This window comes from Cutibacterium acnes, assembly GCF_003030305.1.
Lineage (GTDB): Bacteria > Actinomycetota > Actinomycetes > Propionibacteriales > Propionibacteriaceae > Cutibacterium > Cutibacterium acnes.
In genome coordinates, this window is record NZ_CP023676.1 from 23,490 (window position 1) to 41,558 (window position 18,069).

22 protein-coding genes and 1 pseudogene are annotated in these 18,069 nt (G+C 58.5%); 13 read left to right on the forward strand and 10 right to left on the reverse strand.

Features of this window, described 5'->3' with window-relative positions:
* Genes CPA42_RS00120 through CPA42_RS00130 form a run of 3 tightly spaced genes read right to left on the reverse strand, consistent with a single transcriptional unit; the run spans window position 1 to window position 1,953 of the window.
* The gene (locus CPA42_RS00120) at window positions 1–1,257 is read right to left on the reverse strand and encodes a PTS transporter subunit IIC (protein ID WP_002515696.1); all 1,257 of its coding nucleotides are present in this window, start codon (window positions 1,255–1,257) and stop codon (window positions 1–3) included.
* 20 nt (window positions 1,258–1,277) lie between these two features.
* Window positions 1,278–1,580, reverse strand: a complete 303-nt coding sequence (locus CPA42_RS00125; protein ID WP_002515905.1) for a PTS sugar transporter subunit IIB — start codon at window positions 1,578–1,580, stop codon at window positions 1,278–1,280.
* Entirely contained in the window at window positions 1,570–1,953 is a 384-nt protein-coding gene (locus CPA42_RS00130) for a hypothetical protein (RefSeq protein ID WP_002515880.1), read from the reverse strand. The genes CPA42_RS00125 and CPA42_RS00130 overlap by 11 nt, the downstream gene beginning before the upstream one ends.
* Window positions 1,954–2,223: 270 nt before the next feature.
* Between CPA42_RS00130 and CPA42_RS00135 the strand changes: the two genes are divergently transcribed.
* Together CPA42_RS00135 and CPA42_RS00140 are read left to right on the forward strand one after the other, a co-directional pair.
* Complete coding sequence (locus tag CPA42_RS00135) at window positions 2,224–3,735, forward strand: BglG family transcription antiterminator (protein WP_002515721.1); 1,512 nt, start codon at window positions 2,224–2,226, stop codon at window positions 3,733–3,735.
* A gap of 15 nt (window positions 3,736–3,750) precedes the next feature.
* Window positions 3,751–4,116 (forward strand): annotated as a pseudogene (locus CPA42_RS00140) (PTS sugar transporter subunit IIA); the annotation flags it as partial.
* A 572-nt stretch (window positions 4,117–4,688) separates the two neighbouring features.
* Here the strand turns inward: CPA42_RS00140 and CPA42_RS13460 are convergent.
* Window positions 4,689–4,964, reverse strand: a complete 276-nt coding sequence (locus CPA42_RS13460; RefSeq protein ID WP_002518567.1) for a hypothetical protein — start codon at window positions 4,962–4,964, stop codon at window positions 4,689–4,691.
* A gap of 78 nt (window positions 4,965–5,042) precedes the next feature.
* Here CPA42_RS13460 and CPA42_RS00160 point away from each other — a divergent pair, with 78 nt between their 5' ends.
* Window positions 5,043–5,258: a metal-dependent amidase/aminoacylase/carboxypeptidase gene (locus CPA42_RS00160; protein WP_002515855.1), complete on the forward strand. Its 216-nt coding sequence runs from the start codon at window positions 5,043–5,045 to the stop codon at window positions 5,256–5,258.
* A 307-nt stretch (window positions 5,259–5,565) separates the two neighbouring features.
* Here the strand turns inward: CPA42_RS00160 and CPA42_RS00165 are convergent, their stop codons facing one another.
* Both CPA42_RS00165 and CPA42_RS00170 read right to left on the reverse strand, forming a co-directional pair.
* Entirely contained in the window at window positions 5,566–5,907 is a 342-nt protein-coding gene (locus CPA42_RS00165; RefSeq protein WP_002518568.1) for a hypothetical protein, read from the reverse strand.
* A gap of 352 nt (window positions 5,908–6,259) precedes the next feature.
* The gene (locus tag CPA42_RS00170) at window positions 6,260–6,853 is read right to left on the reverse strand and encodes an HAD family hydrolase (protein ID WP_002518569.1); all 594 of its coding nucleotides are present in this window, start codon (window positions 6,851–6,853) and stop codon (window positions 6,260–6,262) included.
* Window positions 6,854–7,019: 166 nt separating this feature from the next.
* On the opposite strand from CPA42_RS00170, the gene CPA42_RS00175 reads away from it, so the two are divergent.
* Together CPA42_RS00175 and CPA42_RS00180 are read left to right on the forward strand one after the other, a co-directional pair.
* Complete coding sequence (locus CPA42_RS00175) at window positions 7,020–7,778, forward strand: DeoR/GlpR family DNA-binding transcription regulator (RefSeq protein ID WP_002515864.1); 759 nt, start codon at window positions 7,020–7,022, stop codon at window positions 7,776–7,778.
* 191 nt (window positions 7,779–7,969) lie between these two features.
* Window positions 7,970–8,392, forward strand: coding sequence for a hypothetical protein (locus CPA42_RS00180; RefSeq protein ID WP_002518571.1), 423 nt, complete (start codon window positions 7,970–7,972; stop codon window positions 8,390–8,392).
* 5 nt (window positions 8,393–8,397) lie between these two features.
* Here CPA42_RS00180 and CPA42_RS00185 read toward each other — a convergent pair whose 3' ends face one another.
* The gene (locus CPA42_RS00185) at window positions 8,398–9,135 is read right to left on the reverse strand and encodes a hypothetical protein (RefSeq protein ID WP_002515775.1); all 738 of its coding nucleotides are present in this window, start codon (window positions 9,133–9,135) and stop codon (window positions 8,398–8,400) included.
* Window positions 9,129–9,602, reverse strand: coding sequence for a hypothetical protein (locus CPA42_RS00190; RefSeq protein WP_002518572.1), 474 nt, complete (start codon window positions 9,600–9,602; stop codon window positions 9,129–9,131). The genes CPA42_RS00185 and CPA42_RS00190 overlap by 7 nt, the downstream gene beginning before the upstream one ends.
* A 199-nt stretch (window positions 9,603–9,801) precedes the next feature.
* Between CPA42_RS00190 and hisC the strand changes: the two genes are divergently transcribed.
* Window positions 9,802–10,860, forward strand: coding sequence for a histidinol-phosphate transaminase (gene hisC / locus CPA42_RS00195; RefSeq protein WP_002515713.1), 1,059 nt, complete (start codon window positions 9,802–9,804; stop codon window positions 10,858–10,860).
* A gap of 3 nt (window positions 10,861–10,863) precedes the next feature.
* Here hisC and CPA42_RS13465 read toward each other — a convergent pair whose 3' ends face one another.
* Window positions 10,864–11,031 (reverse strand): DUF6363 domain-containing protein, encoded by a 168-nt coding sequence (locus CPA42_RS13465; RefSeq protein ID WP_306472438.1) that lies wholly within the window; start codon window positions 11,029–11,031, stop codon window positions 10,864–10,866.
* Window positions 10,968–11,741 carry a patatin-like phospholipase family protein gene (locus CPA42_RS00200; protein WP_002518574.1) on the reverse strand — a complete coding sequence of 258 codons (774 nt, stop codon included), beginning with the start codon at window positions 11,739–11,741 and terminating at the stop codon, window positions 10,968–10,970. The genes CPA42_RS13465 and CPA42_RS00200 overlap by 64 nt, the downstream gene beginning before the upstream one ends.
* A gap of 51 nt (window positions 11,742–11,792) precedes the next feature.
* Here CPA42_RS00200 and CPA42_RS00205 point away from each other — a divergent pair, with 51 nt between their 5' ends.
* The 7 genes from CPA42_RS00205 to CPA42_RS00240 all read left to right on the forward strand — a co-directional run bounded on the left by CPA42_RS00205 (window position 11,793) and on the right by CPA42_RS00240 (window position 18,007).
* The gene (locus CPA42_RS00205) at window positions 11,793–12,359 is read left to right on the forward strand and encodes a GNAT family N-acetyltransferase (RefSeq protein ID WP_002518575.1); all 567 of its coding nucleotides are present in this window, start codon (window positions 11,793–11,795) and stop codon (window positions 12,357–12,359) included.
* Between the two features lie 13 nt (window positions 12,360–12,372).
* On the forward strand, window positions 12,373–13,032 hold the full coding sequence (locus CPA42_RS00210) for a hypothetical protein (RefSeq protein ID WP_002515733.1): 660 nt from the start codon (window positions 12,373–12,375) through the stop codon (window positions 13,030–13,032).
* Window positions 13,033–13,449: 417 nt separating this feature from the next.
* Window positions 13,450–13,923, forward strand: coding sequence for an SAF domain-containing protein (locus CPA42_RS00220; protein ID WP_002518576.1), 474 nt, complete (start codon window positions 13,450–13,452; stop codon window positions 13,921–13,923).
* The gene (locus CPA42_RS00225; RefSeq protein WP_002515889.1) at window positions 13,923–14,741 is read left to right on the forward strand and encodes a hypothetical protein; all 819 of its coding nucleotides are present in this window, start codon (window positions 13,923–13,925) and stop codon (window positions 14,739–14,741) included. The genes CPA42_RS00220 and CPA42_RS00225 overlap by 1 nt, the downstream gene beginning before the upstream one ends.
* 278 nt (window positions 14,742–15,019) lie before the next feature.
* Window positions 15,020–16,240: a CpaF family protein gene (locus tag CPA42_RS00230; protein ID WP_002518577.1), complete on the forward strand. Its 1,221-nt coding sequence runs from the start codon at window positions 15,020–15,022 to the stop codon at window positions 16,238–16,240.
* Window positions 16,231–17,112, forward strand: coding sequence for a type II secretion system F family protein (locus tag CPA42_RS00235; RefSeq protein WP_002518578.1), 882 nt, complete (start codon window positions 16,231–16,233; stop codon window positions 17,110–17,112). Before CPA42_RS00230 ends, CPA42_RS00235 begins: the two co-directional genes overlap by 10 nt.
* Complete coding sequence (locus CPA42_RS00240; protein WP_002515937.1) at window positions 17,105–18,007, forward strand: type II secretion system F family protein; 903 nt, start codon at window positions 17,105–17,107, stop codon at window positions 18,005–18,007. Before CPA42_RS00235 ends, CPA42_RS00240 begins: the two co-directional genes overlap by 8 nt.
* Window positions 18,008–18,069 lie beyond the last annotated feature (62 nt).

Consider the following 18,069-nt stretch of genomic DNA (forward strand, 5'->3'; position numbering starts at 1 on the left):
TCAGAACATCCGATGGATCGCCGAGATGATGATGTTGGGAAGGTTGTACCCGAAGAACGCATCAGTCACAGACCCGGAGACATGAACGCCGGTGGCATGCATCATCGCAGTAGCCTCCGGTGCGAAGAAGCTGGCACCCCACTCGACGAAGAACATGTAGATCGCCCCAATGATGAGAGAGCGAAACATGTTTCCGTTACAAGCCAGGCAGATCATCGGCATCATGTAGACGATCACGGTAAGCATGCCGACTGGGAAGTAGTTCATTCCGGGGATAATGAATGCGAAGGCAATGCACAGCGGGATCATGAGAACGGTGATGGTGATGGCCGCCGGGTCACCGAGTGCCAGAGCGACATCCATGCCGATGCTGAGCTCGCGTTCGCTGCCGTCCTTGTTCTTTCCGAGGTGACGCTTCATGAAGGTCTTCGCACCTTCACCGACCGTCGACAGGCCCTCCATCATGACCGAGACCATTCGAGGTAGGAGTACCAGAACGGTGGCGATTCCCATACCCATGACGAGGACACCCTGCCAAGGTTGACGGGTCATGAGTCCCAGGAAGATACCAACGATGAGGCCGATGAAGGCGGTGTCGCCGAAGAATCCGAGCCTGTCGCCGAATTTCTCCATGGAGATGTCGATCTTACGAACTCCGGGGATTTTGTCGATGACCCAGTTCAATCCGATCGCAATGGGCCATGCTGACGTGATGTAGGAAAGAGTCGAACATGTTGTCCCTGTGAGGCCGTAGTATTCTTGCCATTTTGGTGCGATATGCTGAGCGACGATGAGGTCAATGACCGAAAGCACCAAGACGACACCTAATCCGATCCATGCGTTGTTCGTTAGTGCATAGGCCAGCGTTCCTGGGACCAAGAAATGGATGAAGTTCCAGATGTCGACGTTGAGTACGTTCGTCATTTTCGCGAGGATCATGACAACATTTATGAGGACGACAAGGAGGATGGCAGGAGCGGCAAAGGGTACTCCGAATGAAGCCGCGCCGACTGCTGCCCAGCCGACATCAACAGTCGTGAATCCTCCGCCCATGTGCCGGTAGTAATCCACTGCCGACTGCACAGACGTCATCAGGAATCCGATGACGAGGGAAAGCCCGGAGAATCCGATACCGATCATCAGACCGGCCTTGAGGGACTTACCGAAAGGTATCCTGAAGATCAGGCAAAGAATCAGCATCACGATCGGCAGGATAACCACGGCGCCGACGTCAAGAATGCCTTTGATAATTGACATTATTGAGTGTTCCTAGAATATCATGACTGGTTCAAGATATCTCGACACGTGGAGATGATTTCTTCTGCCACCGCGTCTTCGTTGATGCCCGAAATGAGACCGAACACCTGGATGACGGGCTTGTTCAACGGCTTGCCGTAGCGGGTCGTCAGCATGATGACATCGACACCGTTCTGGAGAACTGGCAGCTGTCCCACAGTCCCTTTGGTGATCTTTGCGGGAATTTTGGCATCCCGCAGGATCTCCTTGACCTTTTCCTGAGCGACCGTGGATGTTGCGATTCCTGAGCCACATGCGACGAGAACCTTGACTTCACTTGCCATGGTGTTCACTTTCCTTTCCATCGGGTACGAGGACCACCCTCAGTGCCTCGCCGGTACGGGTGAATTCGATAGCGTCGTTGATCCGACTCAGTGGCAAAACTTTGCTGATGACCTGCTCGGCGGGGAACTTGTCGTTAATGACTAGTTCGAATGCCTTTTGGACCTGAACACTTGTTGCGCCATAGTGGCCGTAGATGAAGGGGTAGTCGCCCTTCCGGGAGTCCGTCGTGAGATTGCGAATGTCTGAACCACACAGTCCCACGGCATCGACCCTCAGAACGAACCTTCCGGGAGGGCACGTGGGCTTCGGCATCTGCTCGACGCGAATGTCGCCAGGTCCATACATCAGTGCAGCGTTCATCATCTCGGCCATTAAGTAGCCTCCTGTCTTCGCCGCGGTGCGATGTGTTGGTGCCGGTTTCATCGTCGGTACGGGGCCAACGAGGACCCTTCGTGGAAGACAATGATGGTTGAGGTCGATGAGCATTTCATGCCCCATCGGTTCCAGGGGTGCGGATCAGATTAGTTGCCGTCCAGCGGGAAACACGCCATTGCCAGTGCCGCGGCAAAACTCGAATTTCGCCGCACAAGAATCTGTGACATGATGTGTCGCTGATGGTACGTCGATGTCAGGTGTTCTCTATTGATTCGTTTTTCACAGCGGCAGGCCCTGTTGCTACAGCTGCTCAGCGAGGTCGATCACCCTATCAAAGGGACCGACCTCGCAGGACTCCTTGGTGTCAGCACGAGGACGCTCAGATACGATATTGCGCGGATCAATGGGATTAGCCGAGATAATATTATTGAGTCAACGACGAACGGATACTCGGTGGAGCAGTCCGTGTACACCGGGGTCGTTGCAAGGAATTCAGAATTTTCAACTCAGCTCGAGCACCACGAACGGATACTTCTGTATCTGCTCGACACTCCCGACACCACGATCTATGACGTCATGCGTGATTGCTATCTCAGCGAGTCCGTCATAAAAGCGTCACTGAAACGTTTGAAGCCGCAATTCGAAGACCATTCATTGCACCTGTCGTTGAAGGGGTCATCGATTCATCTTGATGGAAACGAGATTTACTTCCGTAATTTCTTGAGAAGCCTCGTAAATACAGCCATGGATGCCGTTGTTGGCCAGAATGATAAAATAAATAGGTACCTGCCAGATGTCAGACTGAGTGATATCGAGAACTTGGTCGTCGAAACGCTACGTGATTACTACCTGGAAATTGACGACATACGACTCAGCAATATGGTCGTGAACATCGCAATATGCGTACAGCGGTACAGCTTTCCGATCGAGGACAACGCGGCGACAGATCTGATGATGAGCAACCAATCTGAGATGTTGTGCGATCAGTTGCTGGTTGGATTGCGGAAGTTGTACCCCGAACGCCCACTGTCATCTGCTGATGACGCCTACTTGAGGTCCATCGTTGGTGCGACCCTCGGATTTGGGCATGGCGAACTTGATCATCACTCTGATTCCTGTGACATTTACTCGACGGTGAGCAGGTGTCTGGATGACACGGTTGAACACTTCGGTTTGGTCATCGCGAAGGAAGAGCTGTACGGCAGTGTTTCGAAACACGTTGGGCGACTCATGGCCCACGCTCCTTCAATGCCCTATTTTCGCAATACTCTGCGTGAGTCATTGAGATCACGGTCACCATTCCTCTATGACGCCGCTGTATACTTGACTGACAAGCTTTCAAGGCTGTTGGGAATTTTCTTCACGGATGACGAGATTGGGCTGTTGGTCATCTATATTGGCCTGTATTCCGAGCCTGCGCCGAATCCGAATTTGGTCACGGCAGTGGTGGTCTGTCCGCGTTACCAGGCACTCCGTGATGTTCTGCTAGCCGGACTGGTCGACCATTTCGCGGATCGAATGAGGATTGTGGACATCGTTTCATCTGTCGCGGAAGCGGATACGTGCGATGGCGACATCGTGATATCGACGACAGAAGAACCGTCGCACCACCATACCTGTGTTCCCATCAGCGCGTCGATGTCGGATCTCGATCTGTCGGCGATCGATTCTGCGCTCCTGAGGGCCAGTGAGAAGAAGTCGCGGATTGCCACTGCCAGCGCGATGAAACGTTTTCTCGATCCCACACTGTTCTTCACCGGAAGATCCTTCGACTCATGACGTGAAACTCTCGACTTCATGTGTGGATCGATGGAGAGGAATGGCATTGTTCCCGACGCCTTTAGAGAAAGTATTTTTCTGAGGGAAGGGTACTCATCCACGGTCTTCTTCCGAACGTTCGCAGTGCCACACGCAATGAATTTTCTGGCGTATGAAACAAAAATTGCGGTCCTCATACCTTCAACTCCAATCAACTGGGAAACGTCGGATGTGAGCTTGGTTCTCCTGCTTGCCATCAATGAGGGGGACTACGATGATTTCGTGAGGTTCTATCAGCCGCTTATCAGCGTTCTTTACGATCGGGAATTGTTCACAGAACTGCGGTCAATGTCATTGTATCATGAATTCATGAAATTTCTCGATAAGCAAATATCCATGTGATGCTGTCGAGTGGGTAGACAATGGTTAAGGGCGTGCCACTGAGGAAGAGCCAGCATCCGTAGTATTGCCAGAAGGGTTGAGGAAAGAACGTCCTGGTTATGTGACCGCTCTCATTGCCCTGGTGGCTGCTGGTCTGGCTACATTCTACAGGAACGGCGCTTCGTCCCGAAAGCGGTTCACCTTCGCACCGAGACGCAAGCCGCCCTCGATCATTGGTGCGATTCACGTAAGGCATTATTGTTTTGGTGGCCTTTTTAGCTATGGGGACCATCATTTCCCTTTATGATTTCCTTGGCTACCGTCTGACTACTGCTCCATTCCATTGTTCCCAATCGGGAGCCGGTGGCATCTTCCTTCTGTACTTTTTGAGACGGTTGCTTCGGCTTGTACGGGCACGGTCGTCACGCGTTAGGGACGCCCTCGGACGATCCTCAGCGGCGCGGTGTTCATCTCGGACTCTTTATCGCTTACTCCGTTGTCTCCGGGTGGGTGCCTCGGTGAACGCTGATCGCGCTGAAGCTTCAGGCACGTATCTAGCCTGTTATTACTTGAGATCGTCCATTGTCGGCTATCTAATAGGCTTTGTCTTCCACTATTTCTGACGGTTTATCGTGACATTGTAGATAGAGCGAAGTTCTCCTGGCGATGACTTGATCGCTACACTGCCGGACCCATAGCATTTTGGCATCATGTGAGTTGTCCACTACGACCATTGGCCTCTCGACAAAAAATTCGTAGAGATAGCGCCACCTTATCTCTGCGTGTCCAATAAGTGAACACGCATTCACCCTGCGGTCATGTTTAGGCAAGGTGAGAGACCTAACAGGGGGTGAGGAGGCGTGAGCCACATAGTCTTAGACCACCTTGGGAGATAGCCTTGTCGCATTGCGGCATGAGCTCCATGGCATGCCGGAGCCTGGTCTCAAGTGCCAGCTGCAGCTGAGTTTGTGCTGGCTCCCCAAACGATGGTCGCTCGACGGTTCGATGTCTTCGACCCCGTTGTCGTCACCTCTGGACATGCCACTGTTGCGTCGACTCTGCGTGCTTGCCCTTCACAGGGCCGTTACCGACTTCTCAAACTCCTCTCGGAGGTCGCTGTGGGAGTAGCTTGCGCCCACGGCGTCACTGCCGAGTACATCTAGGTCACGGACTGCTTTCTGTGGGGCATCATGCGTGACCTGGAACAGGGCGACTTGATCTATCGCTCCCGGGTGCTGCACCAGAGACCAGCGAGTTCTAGCTGTTTGAACGAGGAACCACCTTCTATTGCTGACAGCACAACCCCTCAGGTGATCGCTAGAGATCTCTCTCAGAGGAATGGAGGCCCTGTTTCACGTCGCCTTGACGGGCCCGCTTTCATCAGGACACGACGGTCTCTCGCGAGCAACACGGCCGGGGCTACTGACTCTGCCTGCCACCCACTCCACTGGTCGCATTAAAGTAGTGCGGTCAGATCGCCCGCCCGAACGCGGCCGTGTGGCGGATGCGGGGGCGCATCGCCGTGGTAGTAATTTCGTAGGTACACAGCGCCGCATCGGGGAAGGCCCATGTGATTGGAGCGAGTTGTTGGTGGCTCCAGGCCACGAGATCTTTGGGGTGCTCGATGGGGCCGCGGAAGTGGAGCAGGGACACGTACCAGAGATCTCGGGGGCTGAGGATGCCTTCTCGGTAGGCGTTGGGTCCGAGCTCGTGGCCGAGCGTGTAGGTGCGGAACTCATCGGCGTCCGGGCTGGTGGGATGCAGGAGCGCAAGAACGCCGCCGGGGGTTATTAGGAGGCGCTCAAGTTTCATGAACAAGGGCGCGTGGTGAGCACAAGCTCGGTCAAGCGCGCTCGCGCAACTGACCGCGAATGGATCTTGTGGTGGTACTGGTCGCCGGTTCTCTAGCGCCCGGACGGTGACATGTGCACAGCCCACAGCCCCACTGTGCAAGTGGTCTGTCCCGGCGAGGTAGATAGCTTCCTGTGTTAGGCGGCCAGAACGCTCTCTGCAGGTGGTGGAGGCATCAGGACGATACTCAGCGGCCAGCGTCCCGCCCCGTCATGGACTGGCGGTTCGATGGTGTGGGCGCTGGTGGCTACCGCTCGCTCACCCTGAGTTTGCAAAGTTGTGACGTCCACGGTCTTCTGCTCTCTCGATCAGGCTACTTGGAACGTATCTGGACGAGTAGGCGGTGCAGGTCGACAAGGTCGTGACATACGACGTCGGCATCCCTGCGTCCTCCGACAGCCACGACTACGGTGCCGGCGCTGCGTGCTGCCGCGAGGCCGGACGCAGAGTCCTCCACGACCAACGCTCGGGTTGGCGCGACACCGCAGGAGCGGGCTCCATGGAGGTAACCGTCGGGCGCCGGCTTGCCATGCTCGACGTCCTCGAGGGTGACCAGGAGTGGTGGGTCGATGGTGGCTGCGCCGAGTCGGGCGAGCGCGAGTCGCCGCGGCGCGTTGGTGACGACGCCCCACGGGATGCGGTGGGCGTCGAGCCAGATGAGGAGTTCCCAGCCGCCGACCGCAGGCTTTACGCTGTCGAGCTGTGTGCACTCCTGGTCTAGCTGGGCACTCACCATGCTCTGGAGGGTTTCCGGGGTGATATGGGGCAGGAAATGGGTGATGGTCGCGGCCACGTTCCGGCCATGACACCAGGCCAGGACATCAGCGGTGGGGATGCTGTTCCGTTCAGCCCAGGCCGACCAGACGGATTCGACGGCTACGGTGGAGTCCACCAGCGTCCCGTCCATGTCGAAGAGGACCGCCTGAAGTCGGCCAGTCGTGGATCAGTGCGTGTCATTGTTATCTCCGTCCTGCCCGGCTAACTGGCGGCACACGCTTGCGGTGATGGCCAGGCCCTTGGTGCTGAGGACGGCCCAGATTCGCTGCCATATATGAGCCACGCCACTAGCGTGCATGATTAAATTATTTCGCCAGAAAATGATCATCAACTCTCTCGGGACCTCACCGACCTCGGTGGATACACTCGTGGAGCTCACCGGCGCCTCGCCGGCGACGATCCGCCGCGACCTCACCGACCTTGAAGGCCACGGACAGTTGCGCAAGGTACATGGCGGGGCAGTGGCGGTGAACCTGCGCGGCACGCCGATGCCTTACTCCCTGCGGTCGGCCGAGAATGCTGAAAGCAAGACTGCCTTAGCTCAGCTGGTCTCCCGCCTCGTGACTGACGACATGTCCGTGATCATCGACAACGGCTCGACCATGGTTGCCGTGGCGCAGGCCCTTCAGGAACGCCCCATCACGGCTTTGTGTCTCTCGTTGCGCGCCGCGCTGCCCCTGGGCGGAGGCGGCGTGGCTACCGTGAGCACGCCGGATGGAACGCTTATGCCCGAGAGCCTGCGCTACGAGGCTGCTTCATGTTTGCGTGCACTGGGTGAGTTCCGGGCTGATGTCGCCATCGTCGGCACATGTTCTGCCTCTCCTGCCATGGGTCTGACGGTCACGACGCATCAAGATGCCCAGGTGAAACGCGCCATCCTCGCGTCCTCGGCCCGGGTCGTTTTGGCTGCCACGGGTGACAAGCTCTCACGAACCTCAAGTTTTCGCTTCGGCGACATCGAGGACATCGACGATTTGGTCACCACGCGAGATGCGCCTCAGGTAACGCTTGACGCTTTCCGGGTTGCGGGAAGCAGGGTTTACGTCGCTGACTGACTAGCTCCGAGGAACGCACGACTCTCGGCTACCTAGAGAATCTCTTGCAGGATCCGGCGGCCATGTTGAGTCTTAGGTGCCCAAGACCGTCGCCTCCTATTCGGCTGCCCACTTCGGGGGGGGGGTGAGGCTTTCATTTTGTTTGCGCGATCCTGGGCACTTCCGGATCGGTAGAGGCTCAAGAGAGGAATGTGCCACCCGAAGTAGCTATGCCTTCCTATGCTCACCATCAACGCCGAACGCAGGAGGGCAAGGATCAGTACCACTCTAGGTCCGGTCATGATCGGGATGGATCCCCACACACGCAGCATCACGATCGATGTCATGGATGGTCAGGAGACCGCAATCGCGGGCGGCCGGGTTACTACCGTCGCGCCCAGACCACCTTCGTGATTGAGGGGGTATCGATTGTTCAATCGTGTCCTGTTGGGGCGGGGAAACTTTTGTGGAGGCCGGGGGCACCTTTTCGTTCTCGAGTAGGTCATGCTGCTAGAAGGTTAATAGAGAGTATGACTCTCAAAGAGAGTGTTCCTATTCACCGTGTGAGGAGATGTGAGGTACTTGTGATCGTGCAGGTGATATTCGAGTTCCCTGATTTATATCTGTGTTTGTGATGGGTTCACCAGGGTCGGATTTTTTGTTCGTTTGGGGTGGCGTGGATGTGTTGTGGTGGTTGGCCTTGGAGGAGGGTGATGAGGTCGAATAGCCAGCCTAGCGCTGTGATGTCGTCGGGCATGTGCCAGGTGAGGGTTTCTTGGTGGGCTTGGGGTGTGTGTCCTAGCCAGGGGTATTCGAAGTCTGGTGGGAACCAGCGGTTGATGGTGTTTTGTGCTAGGTGAGGGTCGAGGTCGGGGTTGGTGGTGGCGGTGGTGTGCCAGGTGTGGGTGAGGTGAGGAGACATCCATCGGCAGACCTCGCGGCTGAGAGTACCGATCATATGTATGTGGTCCTCGGGGTCTGGGTTGAGGAGATCCCAGTCGCGGGGGTCGAAATAGACGCATTCGACGTCGATGCTTTGGGGGGTGGATAACCCTATGAGTCGGAGGGCGTCGGCGAGGACGAGCATGATTTTCATGCCGGGTCGTCCGAGGATGTGGCGTTCAGGATTGCAGTCTAGGCGTAGGGTGAGGTATTCGGGTTGGCTGGTGTCGGATACGACTACTCCGATGGGTCTTTCTATGAGGTATTCCCGGTTTTCTAGTGGGGGTGGGTCGAAGTAGCCGTGGGATTCGGCTGATTCCATGAGGATGCGTAGTTCATCGGTGTCGGTGAATGCTCCGATGTCGTTGGGTGCGAGGTGGAGCGTTGTGCTGATGGCTACGGTGCCGATGATGCATGGGCGTTGTTCTTTTACCATGGTTGACAGTTTAACTTTCTGTCTTGCGAGTTGGGTCGATTGGATGTGTCGATGGCGTCAATGATGTCTACATCAACTTGTCCGTGATACCAAGTAGGTTTGTGGCTACGACAGGATACTGATCCTGAGGCTCGTTTGCCGCCGCCTCCCCCGGCATAGACAGTCACCGGATTCTTCTTGGTAGGAATCTTGTTCACTTGGACCCACTGCGACCCTTTTTTGGCCCACAGATAAACCGTAACTCGGGCCTTCATTCCGCTGAAGTTGTTATACGTATCTAGCCACCATCCATGGACATTGACACTTCCAGCATGACTGGATGAATAGTGAGGATCGTCTATTTTAGATATGAAGGGAGCGGCTTTGGATGCGACTTTGGCGGAACCCTGTTCGGGTCTTAAGTCGCTATTGCCGCTAGCAGTGGGGGATGGAGATGTGGTTGGGGAGGCGGATGCGGTAGCAGGCACTGCTAAGGCAAGTGTCAGGGCCAGCAGGGCTACAGCGGGTTTTTGATACATAAATAACTCGTATCACCCGAGGGGGTCAGCCGAAGGATCGGAGTCAAGTACAGCGTGGCTGGTCCGTGCCAGATGTAGTAGAGCATCGCGACGACGACTGTCGGGGGAGTGTGAAAGAGTTCTAGCGAACGTTGAATGGGAGGATGACGTGAGTCAGGACCGACGCGATGTTGTTCGAGGACTACCGCTCTACAAGCAAGGGGCAAGTCACGGCGAGAACGCTGTGAAGCTGTCATCCAACGAGAACCCTTTCGAACCACTGCCGAGTGTGGTCGAGGCCGTCACCCGCACACTGCCGAGGTTCAACCGTTACCCATTAATGAGTGCCGAGGAAGTACGCTCGACCATCGCCGGTCACTTCGGCGTCGACGTGAGCCAGGTGGCGGTGGGGGCTGGATCGACGGAGGTAGCCAGTCAGCTCATGCATGCCTTGGCTGGTGCCGGTGACGAGATCATCTTTCCGTGGCGGTCCTTCGAGGCCTACCCGATCCTCACCAAAGTTGCCGGGGCCACTCCGATCCCGGTGCCGCTGACCGTCGACTTGCGTCACGACCTTGACGCTATGGCTGACGCGATCACCGACCGTACCCGCGTGATCTTCCTATGTACCCCCAACAACCCGACTGGAACCGTCCTGCACACCGATGAGGTGGTGGAGTTCTTAGCGAGGGTGCCGGAGAACGTGGTCGTCGTCATGGACGAGGCTTACTGCCACTTCAACCGGGACGATGCCGCTGTGGATGGGCTCACTCTTCTCGAAGATCACCCCAACGTCGTCGTGCTGCGGACCTTCTCCAAGGCCTACGGGCTGGCCGGGCTGCGTATTGGTTTCGCCATCTCCACCCCCGAGATCAGCGACGACCTGCGACGTGTCGCCACTCCCTTCACGGTGACCACCCTGGCCCAGCAGGCCGCGATCGCTTCCTTGGCAGCCGAGGACGAGCTCAACGAGAGGGTTAACCGGATCGTCGCCGAGCGCACCCGGGTCTTTGACGAACTGACCCGCCAGGGCTGGAAGATCGTGCCGTCCCAGGCGAACTTCCTGTGGTTGGCCACGGGTGACGACACCGATCGGATCGACGAGGTGATGGTTTCCCACGGCGTTTTCGCACGCTGCTGGAGCGAGGAGGGGATTCGTCTGTCGATCGGGTTGGACGCGGAGAATGACCGAGCAATCGAGGCGCTATCCCAGGCCGTCAAGGGCTGAGGCTCAGACCCCCAGGAAGTCCCGCCACTGCGGCAGCTCAGCGTTCACCTGGGCCATCCCAAGAGCGTAGGCCTGACGTAGCTTTGTGACGTTTCTTTCCTTATTGGTTACGGGCATGACGCGTGGATAGAAGACGTAAGCTTTCCCGTCTGACTCGAGGTCGCGCAGCAACTCACGGGTAGCGTTGTACTTGGCTGGTCGTGCGATGGCTGCCTCGGCGACGCTAGGACGGCGTCGGAACAACTGTCGAAGCGCCTGAGGGCGTTTGACCTCATTTTTGACGTAGCCGCGAGGCCGGGTACAGACGACGAAGAACCGGTCGTAGCCGTCGAGTTGAGCGCCGTCGATAGGAATGCCACCTGTGTCCCCAAGGCTCCGTCGACGTACTCGACGCCCTCGATGGTTACCGGCGGCATGAATCCGGGCATGGTTGAGGAGGCTCGTATCCGCGCCATGAGGTCGTCCATTGTTTTCATATCCTCGCGAGTGAACCATTCCTGCTCGCCGTCGCTGGTACGGGTCGCGCCGATGCGGAAAGCCTGACTTGACGCGCAGAAGGTGAGGAAATCAAAGGGGAGGGCTTGATGGGGCTCGGCGGTTCGCTGGTAGATGTACTCGCCGTCAAAATATCCACGCCCTGCCAGCCAGGTACCGAGGTTGCCGAATCGGGGGTCCGCAGCGAAGTCAGTGAAGCTGAGACGGGTACGTTCAGGATCGCGGGAGATGTAGTTTGCGGTGAGGCTGGACCCAGCGGAGATACCGGAAACGTGCGGGAACTTCCAGCCTAGCCCGAGCATCTTGACGATGACGGCGCTGGTGTAGGCGGCACGCATGCCACCTCCCTCGAGGACCAGAGCTGTACCGTCTATAGAAGTCGTCATAGGTCCAGCCTGCCACGTGGTGAGTTGTCTTGGGCAGGCAATAATAGGGGCGTGACTCGACCGCGCGACGTTCCCCCTTGTGACGGCCCTGCACAGGTCAGGAAGGTTGAGGTCTGTCCCCTCGTCGAGGAAGACCTGGAATGGTTGTGGCACTGGAACGTTGAGGTCGTCGACCCCCAGTGGAAACAGTGGGATGGTCCCTATTTTGGGCCCGACGACGATCGTAGTTTTGCGGAGTTTGCCGAGGAGTGGCGTTCGGGGCTGATGAGCGGTCACCGTGCCGTCGTCACTGTGGACGGGCAGCGGGCTGGGTTCGTCTCCCGGTTCGAGGAGCCGCCAACTGGAGGAGGCTGGTGGGAGGTCGGGATTGTCGTGTTTCGGCCGACCTTATGGGGACGCGGTGTAGGGCGTCGAGCGCTGCGGTTGTGGACCGAAGCAACCTTTGCTACCACCGACGCTCAGGTGGTGACTCTGACTACGTGGAGCGGCAATGGCAGAATGATCCATTGTGCTGGTGCTGTGGGATACCGAGAATGTGGCAGAATTCCGCAGGCACGATCGTGGCAGGGGCGTCGCTGGGATTTGGTGACAATGGCTCTGCTGCGTGACGACTTGTGACGGAGGTGAGGATATGCGCCGCGGCGTGGTCACGAGTGTCTTACTGGCCTGCACCCTGGTATCGGGGTGCAGCACTCTCAAACCTCTGACTGAGCCACAACCAACCCCGACGGTTTCGGCAAGTAAAGTCCCGCAGGGCATTGACGCGCACCCGGCCTGGGCTGTTCCAGTGGCGCGATCAGGAAAGAAGCTGGGGCACTTTGGTGATGACCGTATTCGCATTGAAGTGGACCAAGCGGCAATAGCGAAGGCTCCCGAAGATTCCATCATGGTGAATCCGCAAGATGGCACTCCGGTGGTGAGCAAGGGCTCGTCAATTGTGTTGGTGCGCTACATCGTCACCAATGTGTCAAAGGCGCCAATCAATCTGGGTTTGGGGACGGTGACGATCACCGCACGCTACCCGGACTGGACTTGGCGTCAACCGTTGGTGTCAGTGCTGGCCCCCCGGGCTGATGCGGCTCACAAAATCGTGACGACCCCATTCGCCCCCGGGACCGCGCGGCCGCCGTACGTGCTGGGGCTGGGGGAATCCTTCATGGTCGGGGCGAACTATCCCTACGAGACCGCTGAGCAGCTCGATGTGACGGCCACCGTTGTGGTGTGTGACACTGCCGGGGCGGTGGATCCCGGGTTGGGGTGGACGATTACTGGCAAGGTTCATCTGGCGTAGCGGGGTCGAGATTCGGGCGGCCATATCGTGCGAGGAGCGATGGCCCCGAATATCATCCGCCTGATGCCTATCACGGGCGGGTCCTGAGCATGTCGAGATACCGCCATTATCCCCAGCGTTGTCCACAGGATTTGCGGGTAGCTGTGGACAGCATGCTGTGTGCGCGTGGCACCTGACACCCCGATTTCGGTGTCCACAGATCTTCTGTGCGTCTCTTGCCGCTGATTTCAGCTGACGCATAGTTTCGCGGCCATGTCCGTGACGACTACTCCGATATCTGCTCGCGCAACGACGCCATCTCCCCGGCTTCGACGCTCGCCGCGCCTCATCGTCATAGGGGTGCTATGTGCATGCCTAGGCGGCCTGGGGGGAGCTGTTGCCTGGCACCGCGCCTCTCATGCCGACCAAGTTCTTGTCATGACGCGAGCTGTAGGGCAGGGAGATATCGTCCGCAATGCCGATATTGGGCTGACTTCAGTGGCCGTCGATCGGGCCGTCGCAACGATCCCAGCTTCCCAACTCGACAAAATCGTTGGTCGTCATGCTCTGGTCGACCTATCACCAGGACAACTTCTCGGGTCTCACTCGGTGGGAGAACTACGGGTGGCACCAGGGCGCGCACGGATAGGTCTCAAACTTGCTGCTGGACGCCTACCCACCGTCTCCCTACCCGCTGGCGCCCGCGTCACCGTGATAGAAACCAGCCCCGACAAGGACACGGGGACTGTTTCTAATCTGTCAACGGCCGACGCTGTGGTCGTCGCGGCACCCAAGGCGACGAATGATCATGGAAGCTGGTTGGTCGATGTCGAGGTCGATTCCGGCAATGCTGCCCGACTAGCCGACCTCGCTTCCCTGGACCGCATCGCCCTGGTCGAAAGGGGTCAGTGATGTCGATCATCCTGTTGACCAGCCCTGGGGGAGCCCCGGGCCTGACAACTACCGCTCTCGGCCTGGCTCTTACCTGGCCGCGAGACGTCGTTCTTGTCGACGCCGACCCGTGCCCGGGACACGTGATCGAATCGGGATACCTGACGGGACGCATCCCACCGCGCCCCGGACTCATTGGCTTGGCTACAGCATTCCGTGACGGTGCTGACCCAGTTCAGACGATGTGGGAGGAGACTATCCCGCTTCCCCACGACTCCGGAGACCGGATGGTGAGGTTACTCAGCGGGTACGGGCACCTCGGACAGGCCTTTCTCATGGGAGCAGCGTGGTCGAGCCTCGCCAGCGCCATGATCGATCTTGGTCAGGCAGGGGTTGACGTCATTGTTGACGCAGGCCGGTTGGGGCCGGAAACCCTGCCTGGCAGTCTCGTCTCCCGCGCATCCCTCATCGGAATCGTGACGGGATCTCGGCTGCGTCAGCTGGCCGGACTGTCTATGAGAGCTGAGGAAGTGGAGGCAATGTCCTCGGCGACCACCGGGACCGTGGGGCTCGTCATTGTTGGTCCCGGTCGCCCTTATAACTCGCGTGAGATCGGTCATCAGTTTGGTCTCCCAGTGTTCGGTGACGTCGTTTTTAACGCCCATGCCGCTGCAGTGCTGTCTGACGGGGAACCAGCGGGAAAGCGTTGGTCGCGAGGACGTTATGTCACGAGTATGCAAAGTATGGCGGAGTCGATGCGAGAGCGGATCCGTCGAGCAGATCAAGCCATCACCGGACCTGAAATTCTCAGCACGTCGGCAATGGGAGTGGCGTCATGACGATCGACCATGCAGTAAGCCGATATGCACAGGACGCTCCGGTAGTCCCGCTCGATGATGGGAAGGACCTTGCCGGTGTGCTTTCCCGCATCTCCCCATCGCCACACGTATCGCCGGCAGCTGTGTCTCCTCGTCCCAACCCACGACGATTCGAGGCGAAGGACATTGATTGGCGTACCGTCGTTTCATTGCGTCGGAAGGCATCTGAACGTATCTCGTCGGAACGGGCGTCCCATCGGGAACGTACCGGCGTCGACCTGAGCGGCGATGATGTGCGAATGCTTGGCCGGTCGATCGTGCGGCAGGCTGTCGAGTCCCACGCGGAGAAATTGACGGCTGAGGGGCAAGCCCTGTGGAGCGCGCAGACTAAAGACGCGTACGTCCGCGCGGTCATGGATGCCATCTTTGGGTACGGGCGGCTACAGCCTCTTTGGTACGGGCGGCTACAGCCTCTTTTCGAAATCCAAGACGCGGAGAATATTGAAATCAATGGCTGCGACCGGGTCTTTGTGCAGTACGGGGATGGACGACGCGAACCTGGCCCCGTAGTGGCCGACGATGACGCTGAGCTCGTCGAGGCGATTCGGTTCCTCGGGGAGTCGGCTAACCCGCCTCGGCCTTTTGACGACGCTCACCCCACTATGACAGTGGCGTTGGGATCCCAATATCGACTGCACGCTATCGGGTTTGGGCTGTCCTACCGGCCCTCGGTCGTCATTCGCCACCACACCCTGACGAGGGTGACGATCGACGACCTCGTCAATACCGCGATGATGCCCCACCACGTCGGGGTGTTGCTACGTGCGGCCGTCCTGGCGCGTCGGTCCATCGTCATCGCCGGAGACCAGGGTGCGGGCAAGACGACGCTGCTACGGGCTTTGGTTGACGCTATCCCACCTACCGAGCGGTTCGGAACCCTTGAAACTGACTATGAACTGCTCACTCACCTCAATCCAGATCGCGACAATATGGTCGCCTTCCAGGCCACCGTGGGGCTAGGAGAGAAAGTGGACGGGCATTGCGTGGGCGAGCTCACCGTCGCTGACCTTGTCCCGGAGGCACTGCGTCAAAACCTCTCGCGCTTAGTGGTGGGCGAGGTTCGTGGCGCCGAGGCGGCTGCCATGTTCGAGGCGATGCAGGCCGGTGCCGGAACGATGAGCACCACCCACTCCCACTCGGCCACCTCGACCATGGATCGGTTGGCTGGACGAGTCGCCATGGGAGGGGTCATGACGATTGAGGAGGCTTATCGGCAGATCGCGCACAACATCACGTTCCTCGTGCACGTCACCCTCGTCGATGACACCTGGCGAGGAGGCACCCGAACTCGTCACATCACCGAGATCCGCCAACTCACCGGGGCGTTAGAGAATGGGCGACCGGTCACCCACCTCACCTATGCTGCGCCAACGCCAACTAGTCCAGGCGTGTTCCACCCGGATCCCGCTCTCGTTGCTGAGTTGTCCCACTACGAGCCGGAAGTGACGAGATGGGTATGAACACCGCGATTGCCGCACTGCTCGGCGGACTTCTCGTCGGGGGAGTAGTCATGGTAGGCATCGGCATCGCCCCGATTCACCAGTTATCCACAGGGCAATCCACAAGCTTGTGGACAAGAGTGGACAATTGGTTCTCGCGGCTACCCCGCCGTAGTCGCGTTCATGGCCTCACTGGTCTGGGAATCGGTGTCGTGGGTTATGTGGTGACGGGGTGGGCGGTCTTACTGGTCATCGTGCCAGTCTTGGCGGTCGTCGTCCCTGCCTTGTTGGCTGATCCACCACGTCATGACCTCGACGTCATGCGTGCCCTGGAACGATGGGTGCGTCTTGTCAGCGGGTCAGCATCGACAGGTAAATCCGTCATTGATGCCATCCGGGCGACTCGTCGTCAAGCCCCCGAACTTCTGATAGAACCACTCACCCGGGTGGTAGCCCGCCTGGATTCGCGGTGGGACACCCGAGCTGCCTTGCAAGGTCTTGCCGATGACCTTGACAGCGCCGACGCTGACCAGGTCATTGCCGCGATCATGATGGCTGCCGAACGCGGCGGGACGGGGGCCACCGGTACGCTTGACGCTCTCGCGGCGTCCCTCCAGGAACGCATCCGGGCAGCTCGAGAAATACGAGTTGAGCGTGCTAAGCCGCGGGTCGTTGTGCGTCAGGTCAGTATCATCATCGGCGTCGTGTTGGCAGGTGCCCTCATTCTTGGCCGGGAATATCTGGTTCCGTATCGCACCGGCGTCGGCCAGCTGCTGTTGTGCTGCTACGCAGGTCTTTACCTCGCCGGTTTGATCGCCCTATCCCGGCGTAGCGAGCCGCGACGTCGTGCCCGGATCCTCCTTCGGCGTGCAGGGGAGGCCAACTATGGCTGAGTCCACCGTCATCCTCGCTGCTATCTGTGGGTCTTTGCTGGCATGCGCTCCAGTCTTTGTCGTTTCCGGACGACGCAATGCGCCTTTGAGATTGTCCGACGCCTTGGCGGGACTGTCCGATTATGGACGTCAGGACGCCGTCGTCGATCTCGCCGCGGAGGGCGGACGGCTGGAGCGGTGGGGAACGCGAGCAGCAATCCGCTGGCCGCGGGTAGTGAGCGAGCGATCTCGTCGCACTCTCATATTACAGGGGAGAACCCCTGGTGATCTGGTGATCGAGAAGGCCGTCATGGCTATGGGAGGGATGCTCGTCCCGGCCTTGACACGGGCTGTGGCTGCTGCCTGCGGGGACACTCTGCCGGTGACTCCAGTTGGTTTGGCGGTGGTTCTTGCTGTCGTCGGGTGGTTTATTCCCGACACCCGGATCAGGTCACGGTCTAAAGCAGTGCGTCAGGATGCCGCCGAGGCCGTCTTGGTCTATGTCGATCTCGTCACCCTTGCTCGATTGGCTAACCAGTCAGCTCCGCGGGCCCTCGTCGAGGCGGCGCAGATGAGTGATCACCCTGTCTTGGCGCGCATTCGTATGACGCTGGAGCGCTCCCGGTTGGAGCAGCAGTCCCCATGGGCTGGTCTCGACGGGTTGTCAGATGAACTTGATCTGCCAGAACTTGCCGAACTCGTTGAGGTATTGCGACTCGACGACCAGGGAGCATCCCTCGCCGGAGCACTGCGCGCTCGAGTCCATGAGATGAGGGACGCTCACCTCAATCAGGAGAAGGTCGAGGCCCAGACGGCTTCGGAATCCCTGACGATTTGGATGGTCATCCCCGTCCTTGTTTTGGGCTTGGTGCTTATCACCCCACCGCTATTGATCATGGCGGGGGTCGCCTCATGACTACGTTTCGCACCCTCGAATCCCCGACCTGTTGCGGGGTACACGACGTCACCGGAAAGGCC

Bases quoted from the DNA above. Each gene is read 5' to 3' on its own strand.
- CPA42_RS00120 (WP_002515696.1), bottom strand. From the start codon at position 1,257: ATGTCAATTATCAAAGGCATTCTTGACGTCGGCGCCGTGGTTATCCTG.
- CPA42_RS00125 (WP_002515905.1), bottom strand. From the start codon at position 1,580: ATGGCAAGTGAAGTCAAGGTTCTCGTCGCATGTGGCTCAGGAATCGCA.
- CPA42_RS00130 (WP_002515880.1), bottom strand. From the start codon at position 1,953: ATGGCCGAGATGATGAACGCTGCACTGATGTATGGACCTGGCGACATT.
- CPA42_RS00165 (WP_002518568.1), bottom strand. From the start codon at position 5,907: ATGAAACTTGAGCGCCTCCTAATAACCCCCGGCGGCGTTCTTGCGCTC.
- CPA42_RS00170 (WP_002518569.1), bottom strand. From the start codon at position 6,853: ATGGACGGGACGCTGGTGGACTCCACCGTAGCCGTCGAATCCGTCTGG.
- CPA42_RS00175 (WP_002515864.1), top strand. From the start codon at position 7,020: ATGATTAAATTATTTCGCCAGAAAATGATCATCAACTCTCTCGGGACC.
- CPA42_RS00185 (WP_002515775.1), bottom strand. From the start codon at position 9,135: ATGGTAAAAGAACAACGCCCATGCATCATCGGCACCGTAGCCATCAGC.
- CPA42_RS00200 (WP_002518574.1), bottom strand. From the start codon at position 11,741: ATGACGACTTCTATAGACGGTACAGCTCTGGTCCTCGAGGGAGGTGGC.
- CPA42_RS00210 (WP_002515733.1), top strand. From the start codon at position 12,373: ATGCGCCGCGGCGTGGTCACGAGTGTCTTACTGGCCTGCACCCTGGTA.
- CPA42_RS00220 (WP_002518576.1), top strand. From the start codon at position 13,450: ATGACGCGAGCTGTAGGGCAGGGAGATATCGTCCGCAATGCCGATATT.
- CPA42_RS00225 (WP_002515889.1), top strand. From the start codon at position 13,923: ATGTCGATCATCCTGTTGACCAGCCCTGGGGGAGCCCCGGGCCTGACA.
- CPA42_RS00230 (WP_002518577.1), top strand. From the start codon at position 15,020: ATGCTTGGCCGGTCGATCGTGCGGCAGGCTGTCGAGTCCCACGCGGAG.
- CPA42_RS00235 (WP_002518578.1), top strand. From the start codon at position 16,231: ATGGGTATGAACACCGCGATTGCCGCACTGCTCGGCGGACTTCTCGTC.
- CPA42_RS00240 (WP_002515937.1), top strand. From the start codon at position 17,105: ATGGCTGAGTCCACCGTCATCCTCGCTGCTATCTGTGGGTCTTTGCTG.